We start from the raw sequence: 12,627 nt of genomic DNA on the forward strand, positions 1-12,627 counted from the left end.
CCCAAGGCACGGCTAGCAATTTAGAATTTTGCGCGTTGCAATATTGTAGAAATTAAAAATGCCCGCGCCCAGTTTTCGCCCGTATAGCATCACGTTCGTTCTCCTGCTGACCGCCTGCGGCGGCAGCACGGACCGTCCACCCCAGCACGATGAGGCCTTGCCGCCATCCCGCCTGGGCCAGCGCAGCGCCGCCCCGATGGCGGCCGCCGTATCCATCACGCCCCAGGAGGCCTCACGCTTCCTGGCCCAGGCCAGTTTCGGCCCGACCAGCCAGTCCATCAGCGAAGCAGCCAAGCTCGGCCCTGCCGCCTGGCTGGACAACCAGTTCGGCAAACCGCAGCGCTACCACCGCAGCTTTGTCGAGGCCCGCAGTACCGGCGGCAAGGCGCTGGACTACTATGTGTACGATTCTTTCTGGCAGCAGGCCGTGCGCGGCGAAGACCAGCTGCGCCAGCGCATGGCATTCGCGCTATCGCAAATCTTCGTGATCTCCATGCTGGATGATAACGTCGGCGCCAACCCGCGCGGCGTGGCCAGCTACTACGATATGCTGGCCACCCAAGCTTTCGGCAATTTCCGCCAGCTGCTGAAAGCGGTGGCCCTGCATCCGATGATGGGACTGTATATGTCCCATCTGCGCAACCAGAAGGAAGCGCCGGGCCGTTTGCCGGACCAGAATTTCGCGCGCGAGATCATGCAGCTGATGTCGATCGGCCTGTATGAGCTGAACCAGGACGGCAGCTTGAAGCTGTCCGGCGGCCGGCCCATCGAAACCTACGACAACGAGGATGTGGCCGGGCTGGCCAAGGTATTCACCGGCTGGAGCTGGGCCGGCCCGGACAAGGCGGCCGCGCGCTTCTACGGCCGCACCGCGGCCCCGAACCGCGACTGGGAGCCGATGCAGCCCTATCCCGAATTCCATTCCAGCGGCAGCAAGCAGGTGCTGGGGCGGAAAATCAGCGACGGCAACCCCTACGTGGAACTGGAAGCCGCGCTGGATATTCTGGCCGCGCACCCGAATGTCGGCCCCTTCATTGGCCGCCAGCTGATTCAACGCCTGGTGACCAGCAATCCCAGTCCCGCCTATGTGGGCCGCGTGGCGGCCGCCTTCAACAACAATGGCAAGGGTGTGCGCGGCGATATGAAGGCGGTGATCCGCGCCATCCTGCTCGATGCCGAGGCGCGCCGCCCCCCCAGCGGCAATAGCGGCGGCAAGCTGCGCGAGCCGGTGCTGCGCCTGGCGAACTGGATGCGCGCGTTCAACGCCACATCGAAATCGGGCTACTACCAGATGTGGCATCTGGACGATCCGGTGCGCGCTCTGGGCCAGACCGCGATGCGTTCGCCGACGGTCTTCAATTTCTATCGCCCGGCTTACACGCCGCCCAATTCGTCCATCGCCGCCGCTGGACTGGTCGCGCCCGAGTTCCAGATCACGGCCGAGCCTTCAGTCATCGGCTATCTGAACTATATGCAGTTTGCCATTCCCCATGGTCTGGGCCGGGACTACGATATCCGCGCCGATTACCGCAACGAATTCCCCCTGGCCATGCAGCCGGAGCAGCTGGTGGAACGGCTCAATCTGCTCTTGCTCAATGGCGCCATGTCACCGGGCCTGCGCCAGCAGATCGTGCAGGCCGTAAACAATGTGCCCGTGCCGGCCCGCGCCAGCCAGGCGCGCTATATCAGCGACAAACAATATGACCGTGTGCACCTGGCCATCTACCTTGCCATGAGTTCGCCCGAATACCTGGTGCAGAAATAAGGATAGCCATGACCCCTACTTCTCCGGCACGCCGGCGCTTCGTTTCGTCCCTGCTGACCTTGGCCGGCGGCGCCGCCACGCCCATGGCCCTGAATCTGGCAGCCATCCATGCCGCTGCCGCCGCCTCGGCCAGCGATTACCGCGCCCTGGTCTGCGTCTTTTTGGGCGGCGGCAACGACCATTACAACACCGTGCTCGCCACCGACCGCGCTTCCTGGGCGGCTTACCAGGGCGCGCGCAATACCGGCGGCGGCATGTCGATCGCGCTGGCCGCACCAGGCCAGCCGGGCGGCGTGCTGCCGCTGACGCCCGCGACGCCACACGCCGGGCGCAGCTTCGCCCTGCATCCGCAGTTGCCGCAGCTGCGCGGCTTGTTCGATGCCGGACGCGCGGCCGTGGTGGCGAATGTGGGCACCTTGCTGGCGCCGACCAGCCGCGCCGACTATCTGCGGCGCGGCCCGCTGCTGCCGCCCAAGCTGTTTTCGCATAACGACCAGCAGGCAATGTGGCAATCCTGCCAGCCCGAGGGCGCGACGCACGGCTGGGGCGGCCGCCTGGGCGAGCTGCTGGCTTCGGCCAATAGCCAGGCCAGCTTCACCTGCATTTCCACCGCCGGCAATGCCGTCTTTGGCGCGGGCCGGCTGTTGACGCCGTACCAGATCAGCGCCGAAGGCGCGCTGCCCGTCAACCGCCTCGACCAGCCGCTCTTCGCCAATGCGCGCCATCCGCTGCGGGCCATCATCAGCAATCCGCACAGCCACCTGTTGGAACAGGAATACGCCGCCGTGATGCGCCGCGCACTGGAGGCGCAAGCCCTGATGGGCGCGGCGTATGCGCCAGCCGGGCCGGGCGGTGTCCCCAATCCCGGCAACTATTTCAGTCCTGACGCCGGCGCGCCGCGCGTCAACCCATTGGCCGTGCAACTGCACACGGTGGCGCGCATCATCGCCGGCCGCGCCACGCTGGGCATGCGCCGCCAAGTGTTCTTTGTGCATCTGGGCGGCTTCGACACCCACGATTTCCAGCGCAACCGGCATGCCGAGCTGATGGCGCGCCTCGATCATGGCCTGGCGTATTTCGACGGTCTGATGGCGAATCTACGTGGCAGCAATTTGCGCGAGCAGGTCACGCTGTTCACGGCCTCCGACTTTGGGCGCACCCTGAGCAGCAATGGCGACGGCACGGACCATGGCTGGGGCGCCCACCATTTCGTGCTGGGCGGCGCGGTACGGGGCCGTAATCTCTACGGGGCCTTCCCGCCCATCGGCCTGGGCCATGACCACGAGGTCGGCCAGGGCGTGCTGCTGCCCCAGTTTTCGGTGGAACAGTATGGCGCCACGCTGGCCAGTTGGTTCGGCGTCTCCGCCGGCCAGCTCAGCGATATCTTTCCCAATCTGGGTAATTTCAATAGCCGCAATCTCGGCTTCATGGCCTGATACGGTTGCGGCGGCTCAAAGCCGCGCCAGTCGCCGCGCCTATATTAGGGAGGCGCCGCCACACGGCTTGGCGGCGTTTTTCCAACCCAGGCAGGGGGCCGTATGGCGCTCGCGGTATGGCTGCACAATGGCGATCCGGCGCAGCCGTCCACGGCCGGCGCGGCGGCCGCGCTGCGCCAGGCACTGCTGCGGGCAGCCGTGCACGTGCAGGCCCAGCCGCAAGACGGGGGCTATGGCATCGTGGTCTTCGCCCAGGCCGATGCGGCGCTGCTGGAGCGCTTGCGTGCCCTGGCCGCCTCGGCCTGCGTGCTGGCGGTCGGCTGCGAGCCGCTGAGTCCGGCCACGATGTGGCGTGTGCTGCAAGCCGGCGCCTGCGATGTGCTGCTATGGGCCGACGCGCAGGCATGCGGCGCGCAAGTGCTGGCCCGGCTGCAGCGCTGGCATGCGGTGCAAGCGCTGCTCGCTTCGCCCGCCGTCAGCGGCTTGCTGGTCGGCGACAGCCCTTGCTGGCGCGCCCTGCTGCGCGGCGTCGTCGAGGTGGCCGCCTTCACCACCTCCTCCGTCCTGATCACCGGCGAAACGGGCACCGGCAAGGACTTGATCGCGCAAGCCATCCACCGCCTGAGCGGACTAGCCGGCGAGTTGACCGTGCTCGACTGCTCCACCCTGGCGCCCGAGCTGGCCGGCAGCGAGTTCTTCGGCCACGAGCGGGGCGCCTTCACCGGCGCCGTGCAGGCGCGCGACGGCGCCTTCGCGCTGGCCGACGGCGGCCTGCTGTTCCTGGACGAGGTGGGCGAACTGCCGCTGGCCATGCAAGCGCAGTTGCTGCGCGTGATCCAGGAGCAGAAATACAAACGCCTGGGCAGCAATACCTGGCAGCCCAGCCGCTTCCGCCTGGTGTGCGCCACCAACCGCGAGCTGGAGGCCGAAGTGGCGCGCGGCGGCTTTCGCGCGGACTTGTATTACCGCATCGCGGCCTGGCGCTGCCGCACCCCGCCCTTGCGCGAACGGCGCAGCGATATCCTGGCGCTGGCCAGCCATTTTCTGCGCCAGCTGGCCGCTGGCCGCGACTATGCGCTGGACCCGGCGCTGCGCGATTACCTGCTGGCGCGCGACTATCCCGGCAATGTGCGCGAACTGCGCCAGACCGTGGCGCGCATCTGGCACCGCCATTGCGGCCCCGCTCCGATCACCCTGGGCGCCATCCCGCCCGACGAGCGCCCCGCCGGCGAGCCGCCCTGGCCCGACGCGCAATTCATGGCGGCCATCCGCCACGCCCTGGACCGGGGCCAGAGCCTGGGCCGCATCGGCCAGGCGGCGGCCGACGCGGCCATCCGGCTGGCGCTGGAACAGGAGGACGGCAATAACCAGCGCGCCGCGCTGCGTCTGGGCGTGACCGACCGCGCCCTGCAACTGCGGCGCAAGGCCCAGGCCGACAGTGCGAAAACTAGTCCAGATGCGCCAGGCGCAGCAAGTTCCCACCCAGGATGAGCGCTTCGTCGCGCGGACGCAATCCCAGCAGGCGGATCTTGTGCAGCTCCAGCGCCGGATGCAGCCAGGGGCCGTCGGAACCGAACAGCAGCTTGTGCGGGCCGGCGCGGCGCACGGCCTGCCGCAGCAGGTCGAAGCGGCGCACGCCGGCGCTGTCGGCATAAATATTCGCATGCCGCGCCAAATGGTCGATCAGGGCCAGTTGCGCGGCCCAATCGTCGGCGAAGCTGCCCAGATGCGGCAGGATGAAATTCACGTCCGGGTATTGCTCGGCCAGCAGCTCGGCCACCGCCACCTCACCCACCGGGTCATACAGCACGGGCAGGCGGAAACGCCGCGCCGCCTCGCATACCTCGCCGCTGATGCGCGCATCGTGGCGATGCACCTTGATGCCGACAAAGCCATAACGCTCCACCGCCCGCTGCACCATGGCCGCGATGCGTCCCCGGTCGCGGCGGGCGTGCACAAAGGCGAAGCCCAGCAGGCGCCCGGGAGCGGCGGCCACGATCTCCGCCACGGCGGCGTTGGCCAGCGCATAATCCGAATGGAAGCTGGCAAACAGCACGCTGCGGTCGATGCCGGCCCGGGCGGCGCGCGGCAGATAGCGCGACAGCGCGGTATCGCTGTCCCATGGTCCGCTCAAGCCGTCGCCCGGCCCCGCATGGCAGTGGCAATCGACGATCATGTCCAGGTCCCGAAGTGGGGAGCGTGCTGGCGCAGCGCCTGCAGCAAGGCTTGGCGCACGGCGGCCGGACTGCCGTCACCCTCGCCCGCCGCGCGCGCCGCGCTGCCGGCGATGCGCACGAAGCGGCGCGCCATTTCAAATTCGCGCTCTTCCATCGCCAGTTCGCCGAACTCCAGCTCCAGCGCCTTGCCCAACGCGCCGCCCAGGGCCGAGCCCAGCGCCGTCCCGACGCCGGGTATCGGTATCATCGATCCGAGCGCGCCGCCGACAAAAGGCAAGGCCTGCTTGGCCACGCCTTTCAGCACGCCGCCCAGGGGCTTGACCGCCTTGCCGATGGCGGAACCGGCTTTCTTCACGCCCTTCCACACGCTCTTGAACACATTGCCCAGGAATTGTTCCAGCTCCGCTTCGCTGGAGACGGACAGCAGCTCCATCGCCAGCGCCATTTCCTGCGCTTCGCTGAACAATCTTTCGCTTCGGCCAAATTCCATGATTTCGAAGCCGCCCGCCGCCTTGGCGCGGCAGGATGGGCAGCCGCAGTCCGATTTGTACATGCTGTTCTCCTCGATTAAGTCCAACTTCAAGTCCAGATTTCGCCGAGCACTTCCAGTTCCAGCTCGCGCCGCTGATTGGTCAGCACGCCGGGACTGCTGCGGAACATATCGTCGTGGATGCGGCGCTCGATGGCGCGGCGCTGCGCATCGCCGATGCCGCTGGGCGCGATATACACCTGGTGCGCGCTGAGCGGCAATCCCATCATCTGCCCGCACAAGGCATGCTGCTGCAGGCGCCGGCGCAGATTGTCGGTCTGGCCGCTATAGGCGCGGCGCTGGCCGTTGACGGTGAATTCGATCAGGTAAAAGCCGGCGCCCGCGGTGCGCGGATCGGCCAGCGCGCTGGCCACATTGCCCATGGCGACATAGCTGGGGCGCTGGGCAGCTGGCAGCCGACCCAGGGTGGCCGCCAGCGTGGGCGGCACCTCATAGCCGTCGTCGTCCTGCGCGTCGTCCGCATAGCCATCGTCCGGCATGGAAGCCGGTTCCAGCGTGGCATAGGGATCGCGCAAGACATAGCCATACGGGCCATATAGCCAGCTGCCGCCGTAGTCAGGCCTTGGCCGCGGATGGCGCTGGCGGAAGCGCGGATGGGGCGCCGGCCAGGGCGGCAGCCGTCCTGGCGCGCGCGGAGCGGAACCGCGTGGACCGGCGGCCAAGCCGCGCGCGTTGCCTCGGCTGCGCGGCTGGACCAGCGCGCGGCCACCGGCCATGCCGCCGCCCCGTGCCGAGCGCCGTCCATACATCTCGCCTTCCAGCTCCCATAGCTCCGGTGCGAATGGCAGGGATTCGAATTGCTGATTCATGCTAGCTCCTTCATATACGAAACAACAACCATGGCCGCCAGGGCCACCTCCTGCACCGTATGGTCGGCGCGCAGCAGGAACATCAGCGCCATGCGCCGTCCGGCATCCTGCAGCAGGCACTGCACGCCCCGGCGGCGTAAGGCTTCCTGCAAGCGGAAACCGTCGCAGCCCGCTGGCAGCACCACGCGCTGCACAGGAAATTCACCGCCTTCGCAGCGCAAGCCGGCCAGCGCCAGGGCGCTGCGAAACTGGCGGCAGCGCTGGCGCAGCAAGCCACGCAAACCGTCGCCGCAACTGCGGTTCAGCAGCAAGGCACGGCGGCCGGCATTGATCTGCGCCAGCGAGGGCGGGCTGCAATGCAGGCGCGTGGCGCTGCCGGCCTCAAACCGCTCGATCGCCGGCGCCGGCCCCGCCAGCACGGCCAAGGGCACGCCAAAACCTTTAGCCAGGGAGGCGCCCACCAGCACCGGCATGCCCTGCAAACGGTGCAAACGCGGCGAACCACCGCCGTGCCGCCCCAGCACGCCCAGAGCCTGCGTATCGTCCAGCACCAGGCAGCCTCCCATGGCCTGGGCCAGCGCCGCGTACTGCGCCAGCGGCGGCGGCCGCGCCGCGCCCGGCGTGTAGCCATCGGCCAGGATCACGGGCATGCGCCCCCTCTCGCGGCAATGGCGCGCCGCCCGCCGCGCCGCCGCCAGCGAACCGGCGGCAAACGGCTGTACCTGCATCCTTTCCGGCGCCAGCGCGGCGGCGCAGACAGCGCCCCAGCGCGCCAGCGGATACGCCCCGCCGTCCACCAGCACCGTGCAGCGCGCGCGCGCCAGCATGCGGAACAGGTCGAAAAACAAATGCAGGGTCGAGGGCAGCAGACTCGCCGCCGCACAACCCTGCAAGCCTGCCAGCTCACCGGCCAGCTCGCGCGCGCCAGGCGGCTCGGCCAGCGCGGCCGGCTTGCCCAGGCTCAGTTGCCGCCACGGCGTCAGTTGCGGCGTGGCGTGGTGCATGCCCAGATACAGGGCGCTGCTGAAGTCCGCCATGCCTTGCCTCAGGCATTGCGCTGCTGCTGGCTCAGGCGCTGGCGCAGCAAGACCGAGGGCAAGGTCGAGTCGGCGGCCGCATCGCTCCCATCCACCGATAGATCGACCCCGGTCGCCGCGCGGTAAGCGTGGATATAGCCCTGCGCCTGCGGACGCCAGAAGCGCGCCCAGTTGAACGCCTGGGTCGACTCGTAGATATCGCTCCAATTGCCGTAGCGGATGGACAGGAAGAGCTGCTCGCCGAACATCGCCAGGCTGCGAAAGTGCATCACGCTGGTGTCGGTCCAGCCCTGCAGCTTTTTCATCGCATCGACGCGGTCCATCCACGGTTCGGGATAGGCCACCATGACCCGCGTCGGCAGGAATTCGCGGAACTCCGGCCGCGCCAACAGCCATTGCTGCATCAGCATTTCGATGCGCGCCGTGGACGGCAGGTCGCCATACTGGTTATGCGCTCCCTGCGACAAGATCAGGTGCACCTCTTTCAGCGCATTCAGCACGGGGAAGGCGTCGGCCTTCACGGTGGTGTCGTCGTCCTGCTTGTAGAAGGAAGTCAGGAGACGCAGCAGATGGTGGAAAGCCTCCAGGAACTGCGAGCGGCTGTCGGCCGGACGGAAATGGCGCACGGCCTTGCCGTCCAGGCGGATGCCGTAGTGGTGGTCGTACTCGTAGTTGCGGCGCACCACGGTCAGCCGGTGCTGCTCGTCCTGGGTATAGCCCCACAGCAGATTGTTCAGCGGCCGCAGCATGTCGATCTCGGTATTGGCCAGCGGATCGAGGCCGATGCCCGGCGCGCGCAGGTTCTGGAAACGCTGGGTAATGGCGTTCATGGTCTGCACCAGCATGCCTTCCTCGTGCCAGTAGGACCAGATCAGCTCCAGCAGGCAGGGATTGGCCAGGCGCTCCTGGATGATGCCGAAGCACAGGTCGGCCTCATGCTCCATGCCGCTGCTCATGGTGATCGGAATATCGGGCAGCTTGCGGCGGATCACCGCCAGATAGGGCAAGGTCGGCACGCCGTCCACCGATTCCAGATAGTCGTTGGTCAGCACCTCGGACAGATTGCTGGTGTTGGGGATATCGCGCCGGTCCAGATAGGCGGCATCCTCGGTCGGATCGAAGGCCAGCGGCGTATTCAGCACGCCGCAATTGACCATGACGAAGGCCTCGGTCGCCGCTTTCAACACGCGGTAAGACTCGGCATCGTTGAAAGGCAGGGCGCGGCGCAGTTTCAGCGACTGGAAAGCCTTGTTCTTGTTGGGGAAACGGGCTCGTTCGAATTCCGTCAAATCCCCGCCGCCGCCGCAAAACAGCTGGTCGATAAACTGCAGGTAATTGTTGAAGGAGAGCGCCTCGGTGCTGTTGCGGATCAGCGTCCACAGCGGCAGGTCTTCGGTCGGCTCGGTCTCGGTGCGGGTCAGCGACACGCCCACGGTGCCGCTGATGGGCGAAGGCGGCCGGTCCTCGGCATCGAACTCGCGCAGCAGGGCCAGGGAAGCGGGGGCCGCGGCCAGACCCACGACGGCGGGGCCGCCGCCCACCGTATGCGCGGCCGGGCCGCCCGCCATGCGGCGCGTGGGATCGTTGTCGCCGCGTCTTGCCAGTTGCAGCAGGCCTTCGAATTTCTGCGGTCCGGCGCGGCGGACGGTGCTGATGAAGGTAAAGCGCTCGCCGGACCGAGCCACCCAAGGCAGCTTGGGTATCACCTGCACCCGGCTATCGAGCACGCGGTCGACGCCATTGAAGCTGACAAGGGCCAACGCCTTGTTGCCGACAAAGCCGCCGCGCGTATTGACCGGCTGACCGTCGCACTCCCACTCGATATCGACCACGGGGCGGATATCGAGCTCGAAGCAAGCCATTTCGGTGCAACCGGCGCGCACGGTGGCGCAATGGAACAGCACCGGCTCATTTGAGACGAAGGGCGTCACGTTATCGAAGGCCACGAAGTACACGCCGCTATCCAGATCGGAGAAAGTCAGCTTTCCTTCAAGGCCGGAAAAACCCTCGGCCAGGAAGGTATGGTTGGCCGGCTCCCAGTTCTGCATCACCTGATCGCTGCAGCCGGCCAGCGCGACACCATGGGCATCGCGCCCCAGATACAGGCGGAAAGCGGCATTTGCCAGCGGTACCCCACTGCTGCTGTCATGCACGCTGACCTGGATTGCGCCGCGCCTTTCCTTTGCTGCCGCCGCATTCTTGGTACTCATGTCTATCTCCTCAGTTAATCGGAATTCATGCTCCCGCCGGCGCACTGCGCGCTCACTTCCAGCGTGCTGCGCAAGGCCCAGTGCGTGAGCAGGCGCGACAGCAATACGCTTTCATGCTCGGGACTCAGGCGGCCATTGGCCCGCGCCTGCCCGATCACGGCAAAAACCAGCGTAGGCGGCGCTCGGTACATCAGCCACGGCGTGGCGTTCCAGCGCAGGAACAGGCTTTCCAGACGCACCGGCTGGCGCGCCCGCACCGTCAGCGCCTCCTGCAGCGAATGGCCGCGCAGGGCCGCCGGCCGGTGCTGCGCCAGCAGTTCCGCCAACGCCGGCAGGCTGTCGTCCAGCTCACGCAATAGCGTCTGTTCCGCCGCGCTCTGCCCCGCCAGCGGGTAGTAGGATTCCCACAGCCTTTCGATGCGCCGCCATTGCGGATGCGGATACAGCCTGCGCCCCATGGCGCAACTGAGCTTGACCCGTATCCAGGGCGCGGGATGGGGATCGTCCGCATTCAGCCGGAATACGAAAACGCGCGGCAGGCTGACCACGCCGATCAGACCCAGGGTGGCCACCACGCCGACCCGCGCCAGCGACCAGAAATCGGCCACCACCTCGGAAATCCAGCGCTCCCACAGCCGCCACACGCGCGCCTGGCCGGCATGGGCGCCTTGCAAGGCCTGCAGCACCGGCCGCAGCGAGTTGACCAGATCGAGCAAGGCCGCGCCCTGGTGTCCTACCTCATGGAACAGGGACGAAGCCACGCTGCTGCCGACCATGCGCTCGCGCGGCACCCGCACGATGGCGACCGGATTGTCGCCGCCGCCAGGCAGGCGGGTGCGGGCGCGCCGGATCGCCGCCCCCGGCCCCCGGTCCAGATAGCAGATGACGGGCGGCGGCCGGTAATAGGCGCCCGGCAAGGCCAGCGCGTCGGCCGAAGCGACATCCAAGCCGGACAGCCAAACCCCGTTCTTATGCTCGCTGCGCTGCGTGATTACGTCGTTGAACAGGTCGAACTGGGTCAATGCGGCATTGAAGCGCAGACGCAGCACAGTGAAGCGGCGCTGGGCCTCGGCCGCCGTGGCGCGCTGGGCCTCGGCGCTGCGCAGCCAGGCCAGGAACTCCTTTACCATGGCGCGCAGCTCGCGCCGCCCTTGCAGCAGATAGCGCTCGATGGCCGATTGCGCCGCTGGCAGCAAGGCCGCCGCCGGCACCATGGGTTCAATCAGCACAAAGGGCTGCACGCGGGCCAGCCGGGCCAGCAGCGAGCGCGCTTCTTGCGCCAGCATCCACGAGGCGTAGGAGCCGATGGCCATGGCTGTCAGACGCCGTGCACCACGATATTGCGGCCCTGGCGGGTCCAGCGTCCCCCGCCCCCTGCGCCGCGCTGGCCGCCGGCGGACGCGCCTTGCGCACCGCCCGCTCCCAAACCACCGCCCTGGGACGCCATGCCCTGCGAACCGCATTGCCCGCCCATGCCACGCCCCTTGCCCAGCAGGCCAGGCGCGTACTTGCGCGCCGCCGCCGTGGCAGCCGCCTGGGCGATCTGGCGCGGATCGCCGCCCTGAGCCTGCGCGGCGCGGCTGACCGTATCGGAGGCCAGCTTGACGAAGTTGCGCGCGCCTTCGAATTCGCGGTCCTCGCCGAGGAATTCGCCTTCCGCCTCCAGGCCCAGCGCGCCGCCGGCCGCCGAAGCCAGCCCGCTGCCGATCTTGGCGCCCAAGGGGCCGCCGAAATACCCGCCGATGGCGCCGCCGGCCAGCGGCAAGGCTTTCTTGGCCACCCCTTTCAGCACGCCGCCCACGGCCTGCCCGACCGGCGACTTGATGGCCGAACCGACGGCCGATGCGGCCTTGCGCAGGAAGCTGCCGAGGAACTGCTCCAGCTCGGCCTCGTTGGTGACGGACAGCAGCTCGTTGGCCAGTTCCATTTCCTGCTGCTCGCTCAGCAGCCCGCTCTCGCCGCTCCACTCACCCTGGCCGAACTCGTACTGCTCTGCCTCAAAGCCCATTTCCTGGCCAAATTCCAGGGTCGTGCGATCAATGTCATGCATGATTGGCTCCCAGTGATTAACAACTGCAATGAACAACACTCCATCCGGGGCGGGATGCCCGCCCCGGCCAGTCCTTCATCTGCCTCCATGGCGCAGCAGGCCAGGCGCATGGCGCCGCGCCGACTGCATCAAGCCTGAACGCACCCGCGCCGCGGCATCGTCGCCGGGCGCTGCCAGCGCGTTGCGCGCGGTGTCGAGGGCGAAGCGGGTGAAATGCAGGGCCAGCTCGAATTCCTTGTCCTCGGGGCTCAAGCCTTCCAGCTCCAGGCCAAACAAGCGCGCGGCCTTCAACTTGGCGTCGCGCGCGCGCAGGGGAAAGACGGCTGCCGCCGCCGGATACAGGGCTTGCAACAAGGGCCGTGCAAGCGCGCCGCCGGCCCGCCATCCGCGCCAGCTCGGTGAGCGTGGAAGCGATTTCGGCGCCGCTGCGGGCAGCCAGCAGGCGCGCGCCGAAGCCGATTTCGGCATCCTCCGCGCGCCAGGAGGCGCCGCCCTCCGGTCCGGACAGTTCCAACTCTGGGTAGTAATCGATCAATCGGCTTGCCATGGCTTGCTCCGGCTGGCGGGCGGCAACAACCGCCCTCCGCCGCTTA

Annotated in this window: 11 protein-coding genes; 3 read left to right on the forward strand and 8 right to left on the reverse strand. The window is 67.8% G+C overall.

Annotated elements, in window-relative coordinates; genetic code table 11:
* Positions 1–58: 58 nt before the first annotated feature.
* The 3 genes from FHS03_RS15635 (at position 59) to FHS03_RS15645 (ending at position 4,692) form a co-directional block, all read left to right on the forward strand.
* A complete protein-coding gene (locus FHS03_RS15635; protein WP_183441871.1) occupies positions 59–1,765 on the forward strand; it encodes a DUF1800 domain-containing protein in 1,707 nt (568 codons plus the stop codon).
* Positions 1,766–1,773: 8 nt separating this feature from the next.
* Positions 1,774–3,201: a DUF1501 domain-containing protein gene (locus FHS03_RS15640; RefSeq protein ID WP_183441872.1), complete on the forward strand. Its 1,428-nt coding sequence runs from the start codon at positions 1,774–1,776 to the stop codon at positions 3,199–3,201.
* A gap of 102 nt (positions 3,202–3,303) precedes the next feature.
* Positions 3,304–4,692, forward strand: a complete 1,389-nt coding sequence (locus tag FHS03_RS15645) for a sigma 54-interacting transcriptional regulator (protein WP_183441873.1) — start codon at positions 3,304–3,306, stop codon at positions 4,690–4,692.
* Here the strand turns inward: FHS03_RS15645 and FHS03_RS15650 are convergent.
* The 8 genes from FHS03_RS15650 to FHS03_RS15685 all read right to left on the reverse strand — a co-directional run bounded on the left by FHS03_RS15650 (position 4,649) and on the right by FHS03_RS15685 (position 12,388).
* Complete coding sequence (locus FHS03_RS15650; protein ID WP_183441874.1) at positions 4,649–5,377, reverse strand: amidohydrolase family protein; 729 nt, start codon at positions 5,375–5,377, stop codon at positions 4,649–4,651. The genes FHS03_RS15645 and FHS03_RS15650 overlap by 44 nt on opposite strands.
* On the reverse strand, positions 5,374–5,931 hold the full coding sequence (locus tag FHS03_RS15655; protein ID WP_183441875.1) for a hypothetical protein: 558 nt from the start codon (positions 5,929–5,931) through the stop codon (positions 5,374–5,376). The genes FHS03_RS15650 and FHS03_RS15655 overlap by 4 nt, the downstream gene beginning before the upstream one ends.
* Before the next feature lie 26 nt (positions 5,932–5,957).
* A complete protein-coding gene (locus FHS03_RS15660; protein WP_183441876.1) occupies positions 5,958–6,737 on the reverse strand; it encodes a GIY-YIG nuclease family protein in 780 nt (259 codons plus the stop codon).
* Positions 6,734–7,774 (reverse strand): PLP-dependent aminotransferase family protein, encoded by a 1,041-nt coding sequence (locus FHS03_RS15665; RefSeq protein ID WP_183441877.1) that lies wholly within the window; start codon positions 7,772–7,774, stop codon positions 6,734–6,736. The genes FHS03_RS15660 and FHS03_RS15665 overlap by 4 nt, the downstream gene beginning before the upstream one ends.
* Positions 7,775–7,782: 8 nt before the next feature.
* Entirely contained in the window at positions 7,783–9,984 is a 2,202-nt protein-coding gene (locus tag FHS03_RS15670) for a hypothetical protein (protein WP_183441878.1), read from the reverse strand.
* A 14-nt stretch (positions 9,985–9,998) separates the two neighbouring features.
* Positions 9,999–11,297: a hypothetical protein gene (locus FHS03_RS15675; protein WP_183441879.1), complete on the reverse strand. Its 1,299-nt coding sequence runs from the start codon at positions 11,295–11,297 to the stop codon at positions 9,999–10,001.
* Between the two features lie 5 nt (positions 11,298–11,302).
* Positions 11,303–12,034 carry a hypothetical protein gene (locus FHS03_RS15680; RefSeq protein WP_183441880.1) on the reverse strand — a complete coding sequence of 244 codons (732 nt, stop codon included), beginning with the start codon at positions 12,032–12,034 and terminating at the stop codon, positions 11,303–11,305.
* Positions 12,035–12,109: 75 nt separating this feature from the next.
* The gene (locus tag FHS03_RS15685; protein WP_183441881.1) at positions 12,110–12,388 is read right to left on the reverse strand and encodes a hypothetical protein; all 279 of its coding nucleotides are present in this window, start codon (positions 12,386–12,388) and stop codon (positions 12,110–12,112) included.
* Positions 12,389–12,627 lie beyond the last annotated feature (239 nt).

The organism is Pseudoduganella violacea, from assembly GCF_014191875.1.
Lineage (GTDB): Bacteria > Pseudomonadota > Gammaproteobacteria > Burkholderiales > Burkholderiaceae_D > Rugamonas > Rugamonas violacea_A.

What these genes read in the sequence shown, in the direction of transcription:
- FHS03_RS15675 (WP_183441879.1), bottom strand. Translation starts at nt 11,297, where the DNA reads ATGGCCATCGGCTCCTACGCCTCGTGGATGCTGGCGCAAGAAGCGCGC.
- FHS03_RS15680 (WP_183441880.1), bottom strand. Translation starts at nt 12,034, where the DNA reads ATGCATGACATTGATCGCACGACCCTGGAATTTGGCCAGGAAATGGGC.
- FHS03_RS15650 (WP_183441874.1), bottom strand. Translation starts at nt 5,377, where the DNA reads ATGATCGTCGATTGCCACTGCCATGCGGGGCCGGGCGACGGCTTGAGC.
- FHS03_RS15670 (WP_183441878.1), bottom strand. Translation starts at nt 9,984, where the DNA reads ATGAGTACCAAGAATGCGGCGGCAGCAAAGGAAAGGCGCGGCGCAATC.
- FHS03_RS15660 (WP_183441876.1), bottom strand. Translation starts at nt 6,737, where the DNA reads ATGAATCAGCAATTCGAATCCCTGCCATTCGCACCGGAGCTATGGGAG.
- FHS03_RS15640 (WP_183441872.1), top strand. Translation starts at nt 1,774, where the DNA reads ATGACCCCTACTTCTCCGGCACGCCGGCGCTTCGTTTCGTCCCTGCTG.
- FHS03_RS15635 (WP_183441871.1), top strand. Translation starts at nt 59, where the DNA reads ATGCCCGCGCCCAGTTTTCGCCCGTATAGCATCACGTTCGTTCTCCTG.
- FHS03_RS15645 (WP_183441873.1), top strand. Translation starts at nt 3,304, where the DNA reads ATGGCGCTCGCGGTATGGCTGCACAATGGCGATCCGGCGCAGCCGTCC.
- FHS03_RS15665 (WP_183441877.1), bottom strand. Translation starts at nt 7,774, where the DNA reads ATGGCGGACTTCAGCAGCGCCCTGTATCTGGGCATGCACCACGCCACG.
- FHS03_RS15655 (WP_183441875.1), bottom strand. Translation starts at nt 5,931, where the DNA reads ATGTACAAATCGGACTGCGGCTGCCCATCCTGCCGCGCCAAGGCGGCG.